Annotated in this window: 16 protein-coding genes; 7 read left to right on the top strand and 9 right to left on the bottom strand. The window is 51.9% G+C overall.

Going from position 1 to position 21,226, the window contains the following annotated elements; all coding sequences use genetic code 11:
* Nucleotides 1-113: 113 nt before the first annotated feature.
* The 4 genes from fabY to yihX are packed head-to-tail and all read right to left on the bottom strand — an operon-like array spanning nt 114 to nt 2,999.
* Entirely contained in the window at nt 114-1,055 is a 942-nt protein-coding gene (gene fabY, locus AOY23_RS19605; RefSeq protein WP_054180971.1) for a fatty acid biosynthesis protein FabY, read from the bottom strand.
* A 44-nt stretch (nt 1,056-1,099) separates the two neighbouring features.
* Nucleotides 1,100-1,537, bottom strand: coding sequence for a D-aminoacyl-tRNA deacylase (gene dtd / locus AOY23_RS19610; protein WP_038161460.1), 438 nt, complete (start codon nt 1,535-1,537; stop codon nt 1,100-1,102).
* The gene (locus tag AOY23_RS19615; RefSeq protein ID WP_054180953.1) at nt 1,534-2,406 is read right to left on the bottom strand and encodes a virulence factor BrkB family protein; all 873 of its coding nucleotides are present in this window, start codon (nt 2,404-2,406) and stop codon (nt 1,534-1,536) included. The genes dtd and AOY23_RS19615 overlap by 4 nt, the downstream gene beginning before the upstream one ends.
* Nucleotides 2,400-2,999 carry a glucose-1-phosphatase gene (yihX, locus tag AOY23_RS19620; RefSeq protein WP_054180954.1) on the bottom strand — a complete coding sequence of 200 codons (600 nt, stop codon included), beginning with the start codon at nt 2,997-2,999 and terminating at the stop codon, nt 2,400-2,402. The genes AOY23_RS19615 and yihX overlap by 7 nt, the downstream gene beginning before the upstream one ends.
* Before the next feature lie 807 nt (nt 3,000-3,806).
* Between yihX and AOY23_RS19625 the strand changes: the two genes are divergently transcribed.
* Both AOY23_RS19625 and AOY23_RS19630 read left to right on the top strand, forming a co-directional pair.
* The gene (locus AOY23_RS19625; protein WP_038161452.1) at nt 3,807-4,424 is read left to right on the top strand and encodes a helix-turn-helix transcriptional regulator; all 618 of its coding nucleotides are present in this window, start codon (nt 3,807-3,809) and stop codon (nt 4,422-4,424) included.
* A 633-nt stretch (nt 4,425-5,057) separates the two neighbouring features.
* On the top strand, nt 5,058-8,021 hold the full coding sequence (locus AOY23_RS19630) for an autotransporter outer membrane beta-barrel domain-containing protein (RefSeq protein WP_054180955.1): 2,964 nt from the start codon (nt 5,058-5,060) through the stop codon (nt 8,019-8,021).
* Nucleotides 8,022-8,092: 71 nt separating this feature from the next.
* Here AOY23_RS19630 and typA read toward each other — a convergent pair whose 3' ends face one another.
* Complete coding sequence (typA, locus tag AOY23_RS19635) at nt 8,093-9,916, bottom strand: ribosome-dependent GTPase TypA (protein WP_054180956.1); 1,824 nt, start codon at nt 9,914-9,916, stop codon at nt 8,093-8,095.
* Nucleotides 9,917-10,295: 379 nt separating this feature from the next.
* On the opposite strand from typA, the gene glnA reads away from it, so the two are divergent.
* The 4 genes from glnA to AOY23_RS22750 all read left to right on the top strand — a co-directional run bounded on the left by glnA (nt 10,296) and on the right by AOY23_RS22750 (nt 14,585).
* Nucleotides 10,296-11,705 (top strand): glutamate--ammonia ligase, encoded by a 1,410-nt coding sequence (gene glnA / locus AOY23_RS19640; RefSeq protein ID WP_054180957.1) that lies wholly within the window; start codon nt 10,296-10,298, stop codon nt 11,703-11,705.
* Between the two features lie 188 nt (nt 11,706-11,893).
* Nucleotides 11,894-12,943 carry a nitrogen regulation protein NR(II) gene (glnL, locus tag AOY23_RS19645; protein ID WP_054180958.1) on the top strand — a complete coding sequence of 350 codons (1,050 nt, stop codon included), beginning with the start codon at nt 11,894-11,896 and terminating at the stop codon, nt 12,941-12,943.
* A gap of 12 nt (nt 12,944-12,955) precedes the next feature.
* On the top strand, nt 12,956-14,365 hold the full coding sequence (gene glnG, locus AOY23_RS19650) for a nitrogen regulation protein NR(I) (protein WP_054180959.1): 1,410 nt from the start codon (nt 12,956-12,958) through the stop codon (nt 14,363-14,365).
* Between the two features lie 109 nt (nt 14,366-14,474).
* A complete protein-coding gene (locus AOY23_RS22750) occupies nt 14,475-14,585 on the top strand; it encodes a YshB family small membrane protein (RefSeq protein WP_152958647.1) in 111 nt (36 codons plus the stop codon).
* A gap of 28 nt (nt 14,586-14,613) precedes the next feature.
* On the opposite strand, the gene hemN is transcribed toward AOY23_RS22750, so the two are convergent.
* Together hemN and yihI are read right to left on the bottom strand one after the other, a co-directional pair.
* Nucleotides 14,614-15,987, bottom strand: a complete 1,374-nt coding sequence (gene hemN, locus AOY23_RS19655; protein ID WP_054180960.1) for an oxygen-independent coproporphyrinogen III oxidase — start codon at nt 15,985-15,987, stop codon at nt 14,614-14,616.
* A 188-nt stretch (nt 15,988-16,175) separates the two neighbouring features.
* On the bottom strand, nt 16,176-16,691 hold the full coding sequence (gene yihI / locus AOY23_RS19660; protein WP_054180961.1) for a Der GTPase-activating protein YihI: 516 nt from the start codon (nt 16,689-16,691) through the stop codon (nt 16,176-16,178).
* Between the two features lie 579 nt (nt 16,692-17,270).
* Here yihI and yihA point away from each other — a divergent pair.
* Nucleotides 17,271-17,897: a ribosome biogenesis GTP-binding protein YihA/YsxC gene (gene yihA / locus AOY23_RS19665; protein WP_054180962.1), complete on the top strand. Its 627-nt coding sequence runs from the start codon at nt 17,271-17,273 to the stop codon at nt 17,895-17,897.
* 82 nt (nt 17,898-17,979) lie between these two features.
* Here the strand turns inward: yihA and spfP are convergent, their stop codons facing one another.
* Both spfP and polA read right to left on the bottom strand, forming a co-directional pair.
* Entirely contained in the window at nt 17,980-18,027 is a 48-nt protein-coding gene (spfP, locus tag AOY23_RS23320; RefSeq protein WP_071892919.1) for a small protein SpfP, read from the bottom strand.
* Between the two features lie 153 nt (nt 18,028-18,180).
* Entirely contained in the window at nt 18,181-20,967 is a 2,787-nt protein-coding gene (polA, locus tag AOY23_RS19670) for a DNA polymerase I (protein WP_054180963.1), read from the bottom strand.
* Nucleotides 20,968-21,226: the final 259 nt, after the last annotated feature.

Consider the following 21,226-nt stretch of genomic DNA (forward strand, 5'->3'; position numbering starts at 1 on the left):
CAGTATATCATCTGTGTTTAATTTTCAGACAAGATACTGAGCGAAAAACAAGAAAAGAAGCGTTCTGCACGATAAAGTTCGCTTCTGCGAGGTGCTTTCCAGAATCCCGCCTGTCACTCCTCTTCGTTACCGCCCTCTTCCAGCGGCCCAAAGGGTTTTGCGGGTAGTACGATGTAAATCCCTTCAAAGACAGCGCCGAGTTTGTCGTCTCCGTACATTTCCACCTGCAGTTGTACGCGCGCCTTGCGGCCACGTGCCAGACGATCGAGATCACCGCTGAGCGAACCGAGATCGGCAATCGACATCGGGCGGCCGCTGATCGGCTGGCTGTAACGAATATGCGCGTCGGCCAGAATGATGGTGCCGCCGAGGTGGCGCTCGCGCAGCATCAGCCAGATGAGCCCCCAGCCGGTCAGCGTGGCGAGAGAGAACAGACTGCCAGCAAACAACGTGTGGTGCGGATTCTGATTGCCGGTTTCCGGCATGGTGGTGATAAATTTCTGCCCGGTGTACTGCTGAATGCGCACACCCATTTTCTCGCTGAGCGGAATATGTTGATACCACGCCTGCTGCAGCTGCCCGCACCAGTCGCCACGATGCAAAATGTCATCCAGCGTGGCGACGGGTTTGATCATCAGAAAGTGGCGAACCGGTGTGGTTTGCGGCGTGGTGATCTCCCCCTGATTGATAAAACCAAGCTTGGCGAAAAACGGAACAGCATCTTCCCTTGCGCTACAGGTCACGCGCTTAACGCCTTCCTGGCGGGCAACCGATTCCAGCGTCATCGCCATCAGCGTGCCCAGGCCTTTATCCTGTACGGAAGGATGCACAGCCATAAAACGGATCGACGCTTCGTTATCCGCGTTGATATACACACGCCCGACGGCAACCAGTTTGCCGTCCTCATCGACCACCATCTGATGATGCGCCATCGCATCCCAGGCGTCTCGTTCTGAACCTTTCGGTTGATGCAGCGGCTTGCGCAGCATTTCCCAGCGGAACTGGTAGTAGCTTTCTAATTCTTCTTCTGTTTGCGGTACACGAAGGTGATACATAGCGGCACTCTCTTTAGCGGCCCGCGACCAGCCAGCAAGCTGGCTCATATCTGCAACCAGAACGTCACGGGACCATCGTTGACCAGCGAAACCTGCATATCCGCAGCAAATCGCCCGGTTTGCGTATTCATTTCCTGCTGGCGACAGCGCGCCACAAAATACTCATACAGGGCTTCTGCACGCTCCGGTGAAGCGCCTTTTGAGAAGCCCGGACGCATCCCGCGTTCTGTATCGGCAGCCAGCGTAAACTGAGACACGACCAGCACGCTGCCCCCCGCCTGTTGTACATTCAGATTCATTTTACCGTCCGCATCGCTGAAGATGCGGTAGCCCAGGACGCGTTCACATAAGCGGTTCGCTTTCTGTTCGTCGTCTTCTTTTTCGACACCTAACAGCACTAAAAGTCCTGGGCCGATTTCACCCGTCACTTCATCCTCCACGGTGACGCTGGCACGGGTTACGCGTTGAATTAATGCGATCATGGTTCTTCTGCTTCTTGTTGTTCTGCGGCTAATTTAAGTTTGCGGTACTCACCGAGAGTGACAGTAATTTCTGCGCCAAGCAAGACGATACACCAGGTCCAGTACACCCAGACAAAGAGGATCGGCACGACGGCAAGCACGCCATAAATCAGCTGATACGAGGGAAACATGGTGATATAGAGGGCAAATCCTTTCTTACCCAGCTCAAACAAAAGTGCGGCGACAAACGCCCCTATAATCGCATCGCGATTGGGGACGCGCGTGGTCGGAACGACGCTGTACAGCAGCCAGAAAGCCAGCCACGAAAGAATGAGCGGGAAAATCCGCAGGACATCATCAATCACGCTGTTGAAATCGCTGGCCCACCGCAGTGACAACAAATAGGAACTGATGGCCAGACTGGCGCCAGCCAGCAACGGCCCGAGCGTTAAAATCATCCAGTAGATCGCGAATGAATAGACGCGAGGCCGCACGCGCGTGCTGCGCCAGATAACATTCAGCGCGCTGTCGATGGAATACATCAACAGTAGGGAAGTGACGATCAAACCGCAGGCGCCGACCGCGGTCATTTTACTGGAATTAGCCACGAACTGTTCGATATAGCGCTGAATGACATCACCGGTCGTCGGCAGGAAGTTGGCAAAAATGAAATGGCGCAACTGTATGCTGACGTCGGAGAACATGGGAAACGCGGCAAACAGCGCGAACACCACTGCGACGAGCGGTACCAGCGAAAGCAAAGAGACATAAGCGAGGTTCCCCGCCAGTGTCGTCATATTATCTTCATCAATACGGTGCCAGAGCAGCCTGAGCCATGCGGTCAGCGGCCCCATTCGTGCTTTGGCTTTTTGATGAACGGTTTTTAGCATAGCTGTTTCGCAAAGTAGTGCGGAATGGTCTCTTTGTCGGTCACCAGGATGGTGGTAATCCCCAACTGATCAGCCCCTTCTATATTATCGGCGTTATCGTCAAAGAAGACCGCATCGGCAGCCGCATAGCCTTCCAGCTCCAGCACTTTCTGGTAGATCCGCGCTTCAGGCTTGCGCATCCCCATTTCCTGGGAGAGATAAATGTGGTCTGCCGCCTGACGGACTTCCGGGTATTCGTCCGGCCAGAACGTGGTATGCAACCGGTTAGTGTTGGACAGCACCACCACACGATGCCCCTGCTCGCGCAACTTATGCATAATCTCTATCACTTCCGGACGTAGCGCGACGAAGATCGCCTGCCAGCCATGGGAAAACTGTTCATAGCTGAGCGGCAAGTCCATTTCGAGACACAGCTTCTCAGCAAATACCTCATCACTGATTTCACCGCGTTCGTGCTGGTGAAATGCCTCACCCATGGTGAATTTCTGCTTGATCGTTGCCAGCGGAACACGCGTGAAATCGCTCCAGGCCCCCATGACACGGTTGAAGTCGATATCGACAATCACGTTTCCTAAATCAAAGATATAGAGCATTTTTGTCCCCTTTCACGCCGTGGAAGATTAACTGTAGCGGGAAAGAGTGGGTTTGACTATGCACGACCCGATACGGTGAGAGATTTTACTTTCCAGAGACAAACCTGCAGGCGAAGCATGCTCAGGCTTTACCCGTAACAGCGCGCTTATGTTTAGTAAAACTGATAAATCAGACCCTCGTTGTCTCGGTTCAGCGCAAAAAAACAATGCAACACAATTTGAGGATTTCCGGAATAGTGTGAAAAAAACAGACTCTCTCCATACAAAATAAACATTACTGTTACATTGAAATTCATATAAGCATTTAAGATCGCTGCTTATATTATCAACCTTTCACCATTTAAGAAATTCAATAAACCCCTTCAAATACAATCGCTTATATGTGAAATTGAGTATTTAAAATTTATTTCATGTTTAATAATAAGAATTCATTACAGGTTTTTATTTTTTAAATTTATATTGATTACCGACACGGAGATGGTCAACATCAAAACATGATGCATGTCGCAGTGCTGTCGCTATCTACGGTATTATTTTTAGCAATTAGTGCTATTGCACGATTTAATCAAAATCGGGCGATTGTGTATAAAATTCCTGGATGAGAGGTAAAAAATCCGCCATTAAAGACAGGTAATAACCTATTAAAACATAGTATGCCGTTTCATATTTAAGAAGTGGTATGAGAATTTCTTTCTTTGGTGATTGCAATCCGTAATTAACCATCGTGCGAATAAAATGTTTCTGGATTGACACATTTATTTGCCAATGAAATATTTGAAACCTAATAAACGACAGGAGTCGCCTTGAATGATGAAAAAGTCGAATCAAACTGTTCGCTGTATTAGTTGTGAATTGTCCTGTCAATTATATCCCGATAATACAGTTCGATCACATTATTGCAGCAATGCAACATTTTCTATTTGGCCAGAGGGCAATAACTTCCTGAAGTCCGGAGTTATTGGTAAATTACTACTTGAGAATCAAAATCATTTATCCAGTGGTTTTGTTTTTGTCGATTTTTCGTTTCCCAACCTACGCTATTTTGCCGACCAGGAATGGGTCGACCATCTGGCAGAGACAGGGATGCATATCGTCATTATTGCTGATAAAAGTCTGATGCCGCTTGCGAACTACTGGCTGACGAAGAGCAATAAAATTCAGGGGATAATCTATGCTGACGATGATGAATTCATCCAGCAGCAAAAGATTCGCCGCCTGTTTACGGGACGGCTTGCCAACACCAAGCGTGGGCGTACGCTCAACTTCGCTGAGTTTACCCTGCTCAAACGCTTTATGTCAGGCGCAAGCATCCAACAGATCATCAGGATTGATAACATTGATGTGAAGAAAGTTTATGTCCATAAACTTCGTCTCGAGCAAAAGCTGGGGCACAGCATCCATAAAATCATCTCTCATGTGCTGTAGCGGTTCCGGCGTCGCAGACCCTACTGTCAGAGTTCACATAGCGCCTAAGTCATCCATTTCTTAGGCGCTATCCTTCTGAGTCCTTTAGCAAATAGTGCTATGTTAAGCCTTATTTACTAAATAGTAATTCATAGATAACCCCCCAGGATATATCAATATATTCTGATCCGCTTTCAGGCAGGGATAGATAAAACATACACATACTAGCCCAGGAAAGGAAAAAAATAAGAATTTATATCAGTGTAAACATTTCGCCTCATTACCTTATTGAGAAACATTTATTAAGCATATTGACACATTCTAATACCGATGGAATATTGCACTTAAGGAACTAAGTAAATCACTAATAACGATTTGCTTATTTATAACGTTAGTCCGACAAAGAATTAGTCTTATTCTGTTCGTTATCTTTCAAACGACAACGGAGTGATATTAACTTACTGTTTTATTTAAAATTAATGCAATTACTCCACATGGTACCTCGCTACCATGCGTATAAGTATTTGCCTAATAAACCGGGATATCAAATTCAAAGAGCAACGTTCGCTTAATTCGATTACTGCTAATTCATCAACTGGAACACCACATCGTTTCGATGTGGCCAAACCCCACACTGGAAGGCTAGAGGTAATTATGCCGTATCCTAAGAAATATTCTCGAATTGCTGTTGCAGTCTCAACAGCGCTTGCGTCTATGGTCTTTTCCGCGCAAGCGTCATATATAGATTTTGACAGTTTACCGGCCACCGGGCTGGTAACCGATTTACCTGCTGAGATTCAGGCGCTGATCCCGACGGGCGCGAACTCGCAATTTACCAAAATCACCACACCGCCCTCCAACTATGTCTATAAATGGGATACCGGGGCGATTCCTGTTTATGGTGATGGTGTGACGCTGACTGGCCCAGGGATGGAAGCTTTTGAACACACCATTATGGTGCTCCAGAACTCCGCGTCGGGAAGTCCCGGTGTGATTTTTGGTGATGATCTGACCATCACAACCCAGTCCAAAAACCCTGCTAACGCAGGTAGAGACGTTGATGGCATCCGTACACACGGTAACAACAGGCCAAATAACCCGGTGTTCGTTATTGTCGGTGATCGGGCTAAAATTACCGTGAACGGTTACTCCGGCGACGGTATCAACGCGGGTTATAACTCATACACGATTATTAATGGTGGGTATGGTTCAGCCAATATCTATGTTGGTGATGATCTGGAAATCACGACGAGTGGTTATGAGGGTCGTGGTATTTCCGCTAACGCCGTACGAAATTCCACCACGGTGAAAAACCAGGTCATTGTAGGTGATCGTGCGCACATTGTGACTACTGGCGAACGTGCAGAAGGTATTCGAACAGGCCAGAACGGTTCTTATGTTCAATTGGGTGATAACGCAACCATTGAAACGTCAGGAAATACCGCACACGCCGTTTATGCTGGCTCATCTTCAAAGATTGTATTGGGTGATAAGGCAACGATTAAAACAGAAGGTGATGGCGCAAACGCGGTTGAATCGTATTCATCTTCCACGCTCAACGTTGGAAATGATGCAAAGATCACTGTAGAAGGCCCAAACAGCTCAGCACTGTATTCATATAGTGCTGCTACCACTTCGATTGGCGATAACGCAACGTTGTCCGTGGATGGTGCCAGCTCCCATGGGGTCTATGCATACTACAATAATGCCACAGTGAATATTGGTGATAATGCCAGTATCACCGTTAACGGGACAACGAAATCCACCGCTTACGGTGCCAAATCGCCAGCCGGGTTATATGCCATTAACCGCGGCAAGATTAACCTGGCCGGCGGCGCAGCGATCACCATGGCAGGTACCAATAGCGATCAAGTCTACGCTATGAACGCAGAAACCGGTGGGGTGATTGATGCCTCAACCGGGGGCCGCTTTACCATCGACGGCGACCTTTTAGCCAATGGCGGTGTTGCTGCCAGCGGTACAACCCCTGCACTGGACAGTACCATTACACTGAACATGATGGACGGATCTCTGTGGAATGGAGCTTCTTATATTGCTACTACCACAGCCGGGACCGGGGTGATTGATCTCTCTATGACCAACGCCACCTGGAACATGACGGACAGCTCCACCGTGACCAACCTGACGCTCAACGACGGCAGTACGGTGAACTTCCAGCATGCAGAGGATAGTACGACCTGGCAGACGCTGACGGTCAATAAGGACTTTGTCGGTAACGGCGGTACAGTTCGCTTTAATACGGTGCTGTATGATGACTCTTCGAATACTGACCTGATGCACGTACTGGGCAACACCTCCGGTAATGCAAAAGTCGCTGTGGAAAACATCGGCGGTACTGGCTCGCAAACCGTTGAAGGGATCAAGATTATTCAGGTTGATGGTTCCTCTGACGGCGTATTCGCCAAAGCGGGTCGTATCGTTGCCGGTGCTTATGACTATGATGTGGTGAAAAAAGGCAATGACTGGTTCCTGACCAGTGCGCTGACGCCAGATGATCCGATTCCACCGGAACCACCGGTACCGCCAGAGCCACCGGTACCACCAGTACCACCAGAACCACCAGTACCACCTGAACCACCGGTGCCGCCAGAGCCACCAGTACCACCTGCAGAGCCGGAAGGTCCGCGTCAGGTTCGCCCGGAAGGGGGCAGCTATCTGGCTAACAACTATGCGGCAAATACGCTGTTTATGACCCGACTGCATGATCGCCTGGGTGAAACCCAGTATACCGACGTGCTGACTGGTGAAGAAAAAGTCACCAGTATGTGGATGCGTAACGTCGGCAACCATAACCGTTTCAAAGACAGCAGCGGCACATTAACCACCCGAAGCAACAGCTATATCCTGCAGATAGGGGGCGATCTGGCGCAGTGGAGTACCGACGGTCTCGACCGCTGGCACCTCGGGGCAATGGCAGGCTACGCGAACAGCGCTAACCACACGAAGTCGAAACTGAATGGTTACGCTTCTCGTGGTGAAGTTTCCGGCTATAGCGTCGGGCTGTACGGCACCTGGTATGCCAACGAAGCAGATAAAACCGGCACTTATGTCGATACCTGGGCACTGTACAACTGGTTCAATAACAAAGTCACCGGTCAGGACAGACCGACCGAAGAGTATGACTCCAGTGGTCTGACTGCCTCTGTTGAAGCCGGTTACAGCTTCCGGGTTGGTGAAAGCGAGAACTTCAGCTACTGGATCCAACCGAAAGCACAGCTGGTGTGGATGGACGTGCAGGCTGACGATCATCGCGAGAAAAACGGCACCCGCATTAAGGACGAAACCGACGGCAATCTGATGACGCGTCTGGGCGTCAGAGCACAGATGAGCAGCAAGCAGCCGGAAGGTGTTGAAAATGCGCGCGGCTTCCAGCCGTTCATTGAAGCGAACTGGATCCACAACACGCAGGATCAAAGCGTGCGGATGGATGACATCAGCGTCGATATGCGCGGTGCGAAAAACATCGGTGAGCTGAAAATCGGTGTGGAAGGGCAGATTACGCCGCGTCTGACGATGTGGGGCAACGTTGCTCAACAGGTCGGTGAGAAGAGCTACAGCAATACCCAGGGTATGCTGGGCATTAAATACAGCTTCTGATAACCGCGATACCGCTAAAAAGAAAACCCCAGGTCACATTGCCTGGGGTTTTTTATTTGAGAGCGTGTTAATTACTCTTCTTTCGCGCCACGGTTAGCACGGCGACGATCGTTTTCCGTCAGATGACGTTTACGGATACGGATAGACGTCGGGGTGACTTCGACCAGTTCGTCATCATCAATGAACTCCAGCGCCTGCTCGAGCGTCATTTTGATTGGCGGAACCAGCACGGTGGCTTCATCCGTCCCTGACGCACGCATGTTAGTCAGTTTCTTACCGGTCAGGCAGTTAACCGTCAGGTCGTTAGAACGGCTGTGAATACCGATGATCTGGCCTTCATACACTTCTGCACCGTGACCCAGGAACAGCTTGCCGCGATCCTGCAGACCGAACAGCGCAAACGCAACCGCTTTACCCTGACCGTTGGAGATCAGCACGCCGTTCTGACGCTGGCCCACATCGCCCGCACGAATGTCATCGTAGTGGCTGAAGGTGGAGTACAGCAGACCGGTACCGGAAGTCATGGTCATGAACTCAGAACGGAAGCCGATCAGGCCACGGCTTGGGATCACGTAGTCGAGACGTACGCGGCCTTTGCCATCCGGATTCATGTTTTTCAGGTCGCCTTTACGCTCGCCGAGCGCCTGCATCACAGAACCCTGATGCTGCTCTTCCACGTCCAGCGTGACGTTTTCGAACGGTTCCTGACGACGGCCGTCGATTTCGCGGAAGATAACTTTCGGACGGGAAACCGCCAGTTCGAAACCTTCACGACGCATGTTTTCAATCAGAACGGACAGGTGCAGTTCACCACGGCCAGAAACGCGGAACGCGTCTGCGTCTTCGGTTTCTTCAACACGCAGCGCCACGTTGTGCACCAGCTCTTTGTTCAGACGATCCAGAATCTGACGGGACGTGACGTATTTACCTTCTTTACCGCAGAACGGCGAGGTGTTTACGCAGAAGAACATAGAAACGGTCGGTTCATCAACGGACAGCGCTGGCAGCGCTTCAACCGCCTGCGTGTCGCAGATGGTGTCGGAGATGTTCAGTTCGCCAAGACCAGTGATCGCGATGATATCGCCCGCTTCCGCAACGTCGGCTTCGATACGTTCCAGACCCAGGTGGCCCAGCACTTTACCGACTTTACCGTTACGGGTTTTGCCTTCGCTATCAATGATGGTGACCTGCTGGTTCGGCTTCACTTTACCGCGCTTAATACGACCGATGCCGATAACACCCACATAGTTGTTGTAATCAAGCTGGGAGATCTGCATCTGGAACGGACCATCAAGGTCAACGTTAGGCGACGGTACGTGATCGACAATCGCCTGGTACAGCGGGGTCATGTCTTCAGCCATGTCTTCGTGATCCAGACCGGCAATACCGTTCAGCGCGGAGGCGTAAACGATAGGGAAATCCAGCTGCTCGTCGGTGGCGTCGAGGTTAACGAACAGGTCGAACACCTGATCCACAACCCAGTCAGGACGCGCGCCAGGACGGTCAACTTTGTTGATAACGACGATAGGTTTCAGGCCATGGGCAAAGGCTTTTTTGGTCACGAAGCGCGTTTGCGGCATCGGGCCGTCAAAAGCGTCAACCACCAGCAGCACAGAGTCAACCATGGACATTACACGCTCAACTTCACCTCCGAAGTCGGCGTGCCCGGGGGTATCAACGATGTTGATACGGTAATCATTCCATTTGATTGCGGTGTTTTTCGCGAGGATGGTAATCCCACGCTCTTTCTCCAAATCGTTGGAGTCCATCACACGCTCTTGTGTCTCAGCACGTTCGTCGAACGTACCAGATTGCTGCAGCAGCTTGTCAACCAGGGTCGTTTTACCATGGTCAACGTGCGCAATGATGGCGATGTTACGCAGATTTTCGATCACAACTTTGCCTCAGGCATTAGAAATAGCGCGTTATTGTACACGTATTAATCGAAGGACTAAACAGGATCACAAACATCCTCCGCAAACAAGTATTGCAGAGTTGCTTTGTGATCGCTTTCACGGAGTAGTAAAAGGGCTTTAAAACGTAAATTGCACCAATATGGTGCTTAATGTTCACATTGAAGCACTATACTGGTGCAATCCAACTGTCATGGTGCAACCCTTTTGCACTATGGTGCGCATGATACAGCCTTTTAGGGTGTATTTAAAAGTTGGCACAGTTTTCGCTTTGATATTTTTACGGCAACAACGCCATATAGACGCTGTGTTAGAGAGTTCGTTACTACAACGACAATGACCAATCCGGGAGAGTTTAAGTATGTCCGCTGAACATGTATTGACGATGCTGAATGAGCATGAAGTGAAGTTTGTCGATCTGCGCTTCACCGACACCAAAGGTAAAGAACAGCACGTCACCATTCCGGCTCATCAGGTAAATGCTGAATTCTTCGAAGAAGGCAAAATGTTTGATGGCTCCTCGATTGGCGGCTGGAAAGGCATTAACGAATCAGACATGGTGCTGATGCCTGACCACACCACCGCGGTCATTGACCCGTTCTACGAAGAACCGACACTGATCATCCGTTGCGATATCCTCGAGCCTGGCACACTGCAGGGTTACGATCGCGACCCGCGTTCCATCGCCAAGCGCGCTGAAGAATACCTGCGCTCCACCGGCATCGCAGACACCGTGCTGTTTGGGCCAGAACCGGAATTCTTCCTGTTTGACGACGTCCGTTTCGGCAGCTCCATTTCCGGTTCTCACGTCTCTATCGACGATATCGAAGGTGCCTGGAACTCCTCCACCAAATATGAAGGTGGTAACAAAGGTCACCGTCCGGGCGTGAAAGGCGGTTACTTCCCGGTTCCGCCAGTAGATTCTTCACAGGACATCCGTTCCACCATGTGTATGGTGATGGAAGAGATGGGCCTGGTGGTTGAAGCGCACCACCACGAAGTAGCGACCGCAGGTCAGAACGAAGTGGCAACCCGCTTCAACACCATGACCAAAAAAGCGGACGAAATTCAGATCTACAAATACGTTGTGCACAACGTTGCGCACCGTTTCGGCAAAACCGCGACCTTCATGCCAAAACCGATGTTTGGCGATAACGGCTCCGGTATGCACTGCCATATGTCACTGGCTAAAAACGGCACCAACCTGTTCTCTGGCGACAAATACGCTGGCCTGTCTGAAACCGCACTGTTCTACATCGGCGGTATTATCAAACACGCGAAAGCGATCAACGCCCTGTCTAACCCGACCACCAACTCCTACAAGCGTCTGGTCCCGGGTTATGAAGCACCGGTTATGCTGGCTTACTCCGCACGTAACCGTTCTGCCTCCATCCGTATTCCGGTGGTTGCCAGCCCGAAAGCGCGTCGTATCGAAGTGCGTTTCCCGGATCCGGCAGCTAACCCGTACCTGTGCTTCGCTGCACTGATGATGGCAGGCCTCGACGGTATCAAGAACAAAATCCATCCAGGCGAAGCCATGGATAAAAACCTGTACGACCTGCCGCCGGAAGAGGCGAAAGAGATCCCACAGGTTGCTGGCTCTCTGGAAGAAGCACTGAACGAACTGAATGCCGATCGTGAGTTCCTGACGGCGGGCGGCGTGTTTACCGATGAAGCAATCGATGCCTACATCGCGCTGCGTCTGGAAGAAAACGACCGCGTTCGCATGACACCGCACCCGGTTGAGTTTGAGCTGTATTACAGCGTTTAACAGTATCTTAAAATCTGGCGAATTTCGCGTTACGACGCGAAAGACACAGAGGATTTTAGTTGCCGTGGAAACTTTTAGCCCATCTCATGATGGGCTTTTTTCACCACCAACGGACTGATATCACGCGCTTTTTATCCATTAAACGCTATACTGCACTAAAATAGTGCAAACTCCTGGAGGACTGCTTAATGGCAACAGGCATGCTGCCCGATGCTGGGCAGATCCTTAATTCGTTAATCAACAGCATATTGCTGGTTGATGACGACCTGGCGATACATTACGCCAACCCGGCGGCACAGCAGCTGCTGGCCCAAAGCTCACGCAAGCTCTTCGGTACGCCGCTGCCGGAACTGCTGACCTGGTTCTCACTGAATATCAACCTGATGCAGGAAAGCCTGCAAACCGGTCAGGGATTTACGGATAACGAAGTCACGCTGGTGATCGACGGCCGCTCGCATGTCCTCTCCTTAACCGCTCAGCGTTTGCCTGAAGGCTATATCCTGCTGGAAATGTCGCCGATGGATAATCAGCGTCGCCTGAGTCAGGAGCAGCTACAACACGCTCAGCAGGTGGCCGCGCGCGATCTGGTTCGCGGTCTGGCGCATGAAATCAAAAATCCGTTGGGCGGATTACGCGGCGCGGCGCAGTTGCTCAGCAAAGCCCTGCCCGATCCATCGCTGGGTGAATATACCCAGGTGATTATCGAGCAGGCAGACCGACTGCGTAATCTGGTCGATCGCCTGCTTGGCCCGCAACAGCCCGGCATGCACGTGACGGACAGCATTCATAAAGTGGCGGAACGGGTGGTGAATCTGGTCTCCATGGAGCTGCCGTCAAATGTGCAACTGGTGCGCGATTACGATCCAAGCCTGCCGGAATTTACGCACGATCCCGATCAGATTGAGCAGGTGTTGCTGAATATTGTCCGCAATGCGCTGCAGGCACTGGGACCGACCGGGGGCGAAATTATTCTCCGCACCCGTACGGCGTTTCAGTTCACCCTTCACGGCGAGCGCTACCGTCTGGCGGCGCGTATTGATGTGGAAGATAACGGCCCCGGCATTCCGGCGTATCTGCAGGATACGCTGTTTTATCCGATGGTCAGCGGACGCGAAGGCGGAACGGGGCTGGGATTGTCCATCGCCCGTAACCTGATTGATCAACACTCCGGCAAAATTGAATTTACCAGTTGGCCGGGCCATACCGAGTTTTCGGTTTACCTGCCAATTCGGAAATAGAGGGGTTAGTTTATGCAACGAGGGATTGCCTGGATCGTTGACGACGATAGCTCTATCCGCTGGGTGCTTGAACGCGCGCTCACGGGGGCAGGGCTGACGTGTACCACATTTGAAAGCGGTAATGAGGTGCTTAACGCGCTGGCGACGAAAACCCCGGATGTACTGCTCTCGGATATCCGTATGCCAGGCATGGACGGGCTGGCGCTGCTCAAACAGATTAAACAGCGCCACCCGATGCTTCCGGTCATCATAATGACCGCCCATTCCGATCTGGATGCCGCGGTAAGCGCTTACCAGCAAGGGGCGTTCGATTACTTACCCAAGCCGTTTGATATTGATGAAGCTGTGGCGCTGGTTGAACGCGCCATCAGCCACTATCAGGAACAACAACAGCCGCGCAACGTGCAGGTGAACGGCCCGACCACCGATATCATTGGTGAAGCGCCCGCCATGCAGGACGTATTCCGCATTATTGGCCGCCTGTCACGTTCGTCGATCAGCGTGCTGATTAATGGTGAATCCGGCACCGGTAAAGAGCTGGTCGCCCACGCCCTGCACCGCCACAGCCCACGGACCAAATCGCCCTTTATCGCGCTGAACATGGCGGCTATCCCGAAAGATCTCATCGAATCTGAGCTGTTTGGTCATGAGAAAGGCGCGTTCACTGGCGCCAACACCGTACGCCAGGGCCGTTTCGAGCAGGCAGACGGCGGCACACTGTTTCTTGATGAAATCGGCGATATGCCGCTGGATGTCCAGACACGTTTACTGCGCGTACTGGCGGACGGGCAGTTTTACCGCGTCGGGGGTTATGCGCCGGTGAAAGTCGATGTCCGTATTATTGCCGCCACGCACCAGAACCTGGAGTTGCGCGTGCAGGAAGGTAAATTCCGCGAAGACCTGTTCCATCGTCTTAACGTGATTCGGGTGCATTTGCCGCCGCTGCGCGAACGCCGGGAAGATATTCCCCGTCTGGCGCGCCACTTCCTGCAAATCGCCGCACGTGAACTGGGCGTTGAAGCCAAACAACTGCATGCGGAAACCGAAGCGGCGCTGACGCGTCTCGCCTGGCCCGGCAACGTTCGCCAGTTAGAAAATACCTGCCGTTGGTTAACTGTTATGGCGGCCGGTCAGGAAGTGCTGATTCAGGATCTGCCCGGCGAACTGTTCGAAACTACCGTGCCGGAAAGCCCGACGCATGCGTTAACCGACAGCTGGGCTACGTTGCTGGCACAGTGGGCCGATCGGGCGCTGCGTTCCGGTCATCAAAATTTGCTGTCAGAAGCCCAGCCTGAGATGGAACGCACGCTGTTAACCACCGCGTTGCGCCATACACAGGGGCATAAACAGGAAGCCGCCCGTCTGTTAGGCTGGGGGCGCAACACGCTGACGCGCAAATTAAAAGAGCTCGGGATGGAGTAAGTTCCGGCGGATTGTAAAGAATAGCGGCCTGGCGCAAAGTGCGGTTATTTTGCGCTTTACTGTTCCGATGAGTTGGGTATGATCTTGCGCGGCAACGCAGGGGGTTATCATGCTTGAATCATTGATTAATCTGGTGTCGAGCGGCGCAGTCGACAGCCATACGCCACAAACGGCGGTGGCCGCGTTGCTCTGTGCGGCACTGGTCGGACTGTTTAGCTAGTTGAGGCCCGGGAACGGGCCTCAAACACTTAAATTACCCGCGAGAACTGCTGCAGGCGCGCTTTCTGACGCAGATACGCGTCAAAGCACATGCAGATATTGCGGATCAGCAGGCGCCCTTTTGGCGTCACCTGAATGCCATGCGCATCAACATCCACCAGCCCGTCTTTCGCCAGCGGCGCGAGCAGTTTCAAATCTTCCGCAAAGTAATCCTGGAAATCCACCTTCCACTGCTGTTCGACGGCGGAAAAATCAAGCCGGAAGTTACAGATCAGCGCCTTTATCACGTCACGACGAAGACAATCATCTTCCGTTAACGCAATACCACGCCACAGCGCATTGCCAGTTTCATCCACTTGCTGGTAATAGTGCTTCAGCTCTTTCTGGTTCTGTGCGTAACAGTCGCCAATCATGCTGATAGCGGAAACGCCCATGCCCAGCAGATCGGTATCACCCTGCGTGGTGTACCCCTGGAAATTGCGATGCAGAACGCCGTTGCGCTGCGCCACCGCCAGCTCATCGTCGGGACGCGCGAAGTGATCCATACCGATAAACTGATACCCCGCACGGGTCAGCGAGGCGATGGTTTCCTGCAGAATATCCAGTTTTTGCTGGGCGGAAGGGAGATCAGCGTCTTTAATTTTGCGCTGCGCTGCGAACAGCGTCGGCAGATGCGCGTAGTTAAACACGCTCAGACGATCAGGATTGAGCTCCGCCACGCGGTGCAGCGTGAAAGCGAAACTTTCCGGCGTTTGCTTCGGCAAACCATAAATCAGGTCAATGTTCGTGGAGGTAAAACCAATCTCGCGAGCGTGGTTCAGCAGCGCAAAAATAAAGGTTTCGTCCTGCTCGCGATTCACCAGACGCTGCACTTCTTTATTGAAATCCTGCACACCCATGCTCAGGCGGTTGAAGCCTTCCGCGCGGAGGTGATCGAGAACGTCGAGCTCAATCTCGCGCGGATCCACTTCGATAGAAATTTCAGCGTCGGCATTAAACTGAAAATGACTGCGCAGCAACCCCATCAGACGGCTGATTTGCGCCTTATTGAGATAGGTTGGCGTGCCGCCGCCCCAGTGAAGCTGGCTGATATGACGCCCGGCAAATAACGGCGCGCGGTGACGGATTTCCTGCTCCAGCGCATCGAGGTATTGATCAGCCTTATGCTGCTGGCGGGTCACTATCTTGTTGCAGCCGCAGAAATAGCAGAGCTTGTGGCAGAACGGAATATGAACATACAGCGACAGCGGGCGGTCAGGGTATTTCGCCACCGCCTGCAAAAAGTCGGACTCGCCGAAGTTTTCATTAAACTCCAGCGCGGTCGGATATGATGTATAACGCGGCCCGGAATAGTTATATTTCTGGATCAGGGCCAGATCCCAGTCGATTTGTTGCTCAGACATGTTCACTCCTTCCGATGGTGTCGCTGGCGGGTACGACGCACCGCTCTGCCCGAATGACGGTTCAGAAGCCGGTTACGCAGCCACTTTTGCTGCTGCGACAACCTGCGTAGTTTAACGAATAACCACGCCAGATAACATATAACCGGAAGGGTTATAAGCAGGACAATAAAACCGACGGGATGCAAATGTTAATTTCCGCCTTTCAACAAGCGCATCATATCTTCTTTGCCGTCGTCTTCATCCTCTTCGTCGTCATCGTAGGACAGACCCAGTTGCTGCATCAGTTCATCAATACGATCCAGTTTGGCATCCACCCAGGACTGCTCTTCAGCATTCAGGGTTTCGCCCTCTTCCAGACGTTCCAGCAGCGCGTCCAGGCGCTCATCAGTTTCCAGCATATCCAGCTCAGCCTGCGGTGAAAGCATAGGTTTCTCGCTCTGTGGTTTGTGCTGCTTTTTGGTCACTGGCGCGTCGGTAACGCCCAGCGCGATAGGTTTTTTGCTACCAATTCGTGGATCTTTTTGCTGCTGTTGTTTTTTTGACGATGAAGCATCTGCCCCGCCACTCGCACGGCTGCCTGGCGTGTGACCACGATGTTTTTTCTCGCGTTTACGGTCGCGGGCTTCCTGATTCAGTTCTTCGCGCGTTTTACGGCGATTTTTTGCCGGTGCTTTACCGCGCGGTGCGGATGTCGGTTTTTTCATGATTGTGGGTCTTTACGCTGTTTTTTTCAGTATAGAATTGAGGCGGAATCTAGCAGAATCCGCACAAAGAAAAAAGGCGACAGAGTAATCTGCCGCCTTTTTCTTGACTCACAACCCATACGGGTTTCACATTCCTTGTCTGCTAACGACGTACCCTGTCTTTCCCTTAGCGTGACAATCCGTTTTCTGTTCCCTTTCCTTGCACTAACGTCTCCGGACGTTTTGTCTTCCTGACAATCCTTTTGTCTTCGCCTCCTGGCGCTCCTGACCCTCGTCCTGAGTCTGTTATCCAACGGCGTCCTCTCCGTTGAAAGCTACTTTACCGTGTTCCAGAAAACAGACAAGTCAAAAAATAGCCAAATTCGTTTTTTCGGATTTTATCTCGTAGATAACTTATTGATTTATATCATTACCGAGAATAAGACCACTAAGGGTATTCTTAGATTTCTCAGGGAAACTCGGGCAATAATCTTACAGCGGCGCGGGCACTTTCCGCCATCCTCACCAAGGGAAAAACAGCGTTTTCCCCCGGTTCAGGTATAATCCCCGCCATAACATGAATTAACGGAGACGACCGTTTTGGCAAATTACAATTATCAACTGACGCGTTTTGTCACCAGCGCGCCAGATATTCGCCACTTACCGGAAGATACCGGGATCGAAGTGGCGTTTGCAGGCCGCTCCAACGCGGGTAAATCCAGCGCCCTGAATACACTGACCAACCAGAAAAACCTGGCGCGTACCTCAAAAACGCCGGGCCGTACGCAGCTGATCAACCTGTTCGAAACGGCAGAAGGCAAACGTCTGGTTGACCTGCCGGGTTATGGTTATGCTCAGGTTCCGGAAGAGATGAAGCGGAAATGGCAACGTGCGCTGGGTGAATATCTGGAAAAGCGCCTGTGCCTGAAAGGCCTGGTGGTGCTGATGGACATCCGTCATCCGCTGAAAGATCTCGATCAACAGATGATTGAGTGGGCGGTAGACAGCAATATTCCGGTACTGGTGCTACTGACGAAAGCCGACAAGCTGGCCAGCGGTGCGCGTAAGTCGCAACTCAATATGGTTCGTGAAGCGGTGATTGCCTTTAACGGCGACGTGCAGGTGGAAGCCTTCTCTTCACTGAAAAAACAGGGTGTGGATAAGCTTCGGCAGAAGCTGGATACGTGGTTTAGCGACATCCCACCAGAAGAGGCAGCGGAAGAATAATACAACGCGCGGCACTGTCCGCGCTTTTTCTTTAGCGCAATAAAAAACGCCCCAGTCATAAGTGACTGGGGCGGCTAAATATTCAGCCAAATCCGATTACGTGAAGTAAAAGGTCTGAAAGATAGAACATCTTACCTCTGTACCCTACGCGAATAACTCTACTCTTTTTTGTGCGCGTAACAAAGCACTTTTTGTAGTTTTTTTTCATTGTTTACATAGCAAATTCTAATAACCATCACAAAAAGCGATAAGTTATGTTGCTAAGTTACAAAAAATCGCGAGCTTAGTGAGCCTGATCCCAGTTCTCTCCACTGCCCACTTCCACCAGCAGCGGAACATCCAGCGTTGTACTGTTTTCCATCAGCTCGTGAATTTTCTTCGAGACCGCCGCAAGCTCATCTTTGTGCACTTCAAACACCAGTTCATCGTGTACCTGCATGATCATACGCACGCGCGGCTGCTCTTTTTGCAGCCAGGCATCGACAGCGATCATCGCACGCTTAATGATGTCCGCTGCCGTTCCCTGCATTGGCGCGTTAATCGCGGCGCGCTCCGCACCGGCGCGACGTGCCGCGTTGCTGGATTTGATGTCCGGCAGATAGAGGCGACGCCCTTCCAGGGTTTCAACGTAGCCCATCTCTTTCGCCTGCGCGCGGGTGCGCTCCATATATTCCAGTACACCCGGGTAACGTTCGAAATAGAGATCCATATACTTCTGCGACTCTTTGCGCGGGATATTGAGCTGGCGGGACAAGCCAAACGCGCTCATGCCGTAGATCAGCCCAAAGTTGATCGCCTTCGCGCTGCGACGCTGCTCACCAGTGACGCTCTCCAGCGGCAAACCAAAGACTTCAGCCGCCGTTGCGCGGTGAATGTCTTTACCCTCGGCAAACGCTTTCAGCAGCCCTTTATCGCGCGACAGATGCGCCATAATGCGCAGCTCAATCTGCGAGTAGTCGGCAGAGACGATCAGGTAATCGTCAGGGGCAATAAATGCCTGACGGATGCGGCGCCCTTCGTCATTACGTACAGGGATGTTTTGCAGGTTCGGATCGGTGGAAGATAAACGCCCGGTTGCCGTTACCGCCTGATGATATGAGGTATGCACACGGCTGGTTTTCGGGCTGATCATCAACGGCAGTTTGTCGGTGTAGGTCGATTTCAGTTTCGCCAGGCCGCGATATTCGAGGATCACTTTCGGCAGCGGGTAATCCAACGCCAGCTCTTCCAGCACCTCTTCCGACGTCGACGGCGCGCCGCCAGGCGTTTTCTTCAGCGGCTTAATGCCCTGTTTTTCAAACAGGATCGTCTGCAATTGTTTGGTGGACGAGAGATTGAACGGCTCGCCAGCGATGTCGTGCGCCTTCTGCTCCAGCTCGACCAGCCGTTTGGCGATCTCTTCGGAATGCTTGTGCAGCACCACTGGGTCGATTTTCACCCCGTTACGCTCAACGCGCGAAAGCACCGGTACCAGCGGCATTTCAATGTGCTGGAAAACATTCAGCGGCCCTTTATCCTGCTGCAGCTTCGGCCACATTTTCAGGTGCAGTTGCAGGGTGACATCCGCGTCTTCCGCCGCGTAACGCCCCGCCTCTTCAAGGGCGATCTGATTAAAAGTGAGCTGGTTTTTGCCCTTGCCGGCAATCTCTTCGAAGGTGATGGTTTTATGCTTCAGCCAGCGATCGGAGAGGCTGTCCATATCATGGCGGCCCGCAACGCTGTCCAGCGTGTACGATTCCAGCATGGTATCAAACGCAATACCGCGCAGCTCGATGCCGTAATTCTGCAGGATCCCACGGTCGTACTTCAGGTTCTGCCCCACTTTCAGGCTCTTTTCGTCTTCCAGCAGCGGTTTTAATAGTTCCAGCACCCGATCGCGTGGGATTTGCGCTGGCGCGTCGAGGTAATCATGGGCAACCGGCACATACGCGGCAACGCCGGGTTCCGTCGCAAAAGAGAGCCCGACCATATTAGCGCTGACGTTATCCAGGCTGTCTGTTTCGGTATCAAAGGCAAACAGCGGTGCTTTCTTCAGCTTTTCGATCCAGCTTTTGAGCGTTTCTTCATCAAGGATGGTGACGTAGTTTTCGGCTGACAGTGTCGCGGCAGGCGCTTCTGGCTCAGCCTCAATAACCAGCGTTTCCTGCGGTTTTACCGCAGGTCTGGCGCCTTTGGCCTGTAACCATTTGCCTGCTTCGACGTCAGCCGTCCAGCGTTTGAATTCATATTTTCTGAACAGACTCAGCAGCTCATCGGCGATCGGCTGCTGGACTTCCAGTTGTTCACAGGTCAGCTCCAGTTCGACATCCGTCTTGATGGTGGCCAGTTGATAGGAGAGTCGGGCCATCTCTTCATTCTGTTGCAGCTTCGCCGCCATGGTTTTCGCGCCACGGAAGGTCAGCCCGGCGATTTTTTCCGGCTCGGCAAACAGCGTATTCAGACCCCCTAACCCCTGTAACAGCGCCTGCGCCGTTTTCTCACCAACGCCCGGCACGCCTGGGATGTTATCCGAGGAATCCCCCATCAGTGCGAGGAAATCAATAATCAGTTCCGGCGGTACGCCATACTTCGTTACCACCTCGTCAGGGCCGAGGATGGTGTTGGTCATGGTATTAATAAGCGTGATACCCGGCGTGACCAGCTGCGCCATGTCTTTATCACCGGTGCTGATCAGCACCGGGCGGCCCATTTTTTCAGCTTCACGCGCCAGGGTACCGATAACATCATCCGCCTCAACGCCAGAGACCGCCATCAACGGTAACCCCATCGCTTTTACCATCGCATGCAGCGGTTCGATCTGTGCGCGCAGATCGTCCGGCATTGGCGGGCGATGCGATTTGTAATGTTCAAACAGTTCATCACGGAAGGTTTTGCCCTTCGCATCAAAGACCACGGCGGCATGAGTAGGTTGATACTGCATGATCAGGCTGCGTAACATGTTCAGCACACCATACATCGCTCCGGTGGGTTCGCCTGCACTGTTCGTCAGCGGAGGAAACGCATGATACGCCCGGTAGAGGTAGGAAGAGCCATCAACAAGAATGAGTGGGTTTTGAGGGATCTGAACCATAATTTCCGTGCCTGTTTTTCAGAATAGGGGTAAAGGATGCCACAGACAGACTGAAAACATGAATTTTTCGCCGTAATTGTTGAGAAGTTTTGCAGATCCAGAAGATCGCTCGCAAAATCGGCCTGTGGATAAGTTTGTGCATAGAATTGTAATGACTAATAAAACCATAGTCACAACGTCACGAGGGATTAAATTAAGTCAAATATTTCAATAAATTATACCAGGAATAACGCGCTATAATACAAAACGATGACAATTT

The sequence above is a fragment of the Trabulsiella odontotermitis genome, assembly GCF_001297775.1.
GTDB classification, from domain to species: domain Bacteria; phylum Pseudomonadota; class Gammaproteobacteria; order Enterobacterales; family Enterobacteriaceae; genus Trabulsiella; species Trabulsiella odontotermitis.

Bases quoted from the DNA above. Each gene is read 5' to 3' on its own strand.
- polA (WP_054180963.1), bottom strand. From the start codon at position 20,967: ATGGTTCAGATCCCTCAAAACCCACTCATTCTTGTTGATGGCTCTTCC.
- hemN (WP_054180960.1), bottom strand. From the start codon at position 15,987: ATGTCTGAGCAACAAATCGACTGGGATCTGGCCCTGATCCAGAAATAT.
- dtd (WP_038161460.1), bottom strand. From the start codon at position 1,537: ATGATCGCATTAATTCAACGCGTAACCCGTGCCAGCGTCACCGTGGAG.
- glnA (WP_054180957.1), top strand. From the start codon at position 10,296: ATGTCCGCTGAACATGTATTGACGATGCTGAATGAGCATGAAGTGAAG.
- AOY23_RS22750 (WP_152958647.1), top strand. From the start codon at position 14,475: ATGCTTGAATCATTGATTAATCTGGTGTCGAGCGGCGCAGTCGACAGC.
- yihI (WP_054180961.1), bottom strand. From the start codon at position 16,691: ATGAAAAAACCGACATCCGCACCGCGCGGTAAAGCACCGGCAAAAAAT.
- yihX (WP_054180954.1), bottom strand. From the start codon at position 2,999: ATGCTCTATATCTTTGATTTAGGAAACGTGATTGTCGATATCGACTTC.
- fabY (WP_054180971.1), bottom strand. From the start codon at position 1,055: ATGTATCACCTTCGTGTACCGCAAACAGAAGAAGAATTAGAAAGCTAC.
- glnL (WP_054180958.1), top strand. From the start codon at position 11,894: ATGGCAACAGGCATGCTGCCCGATGCTGGGCAGATCCTTAATTCGTTA.
- AOY23_RS19625 (WP_038161452.1), top strand. From the start codon at position 3,807: ATGATGAAAAAGTCGAATCAAACTGTTCGCTGTATTAGTTGTGAATTG.
- AOY23_RS19630 (WP_054180955.1), top strand. From the start codon at position 5,058: ATGCCGTATCCTAAGAAATATTCTCGAATTGCTGTTGCAGTCTCAACA.
- AOY23_RS19615 (WP_054180953.1), bottom strand. From the start codon at position 2,406: ATGCTAAAAACCGTTCATCAAAAAGCCAAAGCACGAATGGGGCCGCTG.
- glnG (WP_054180959.1), top strand. From the start codon at position 12,956: ATGCAACGAGGGATTGCCTGGATCGTTGACGACGATAGCTCTATCCGC.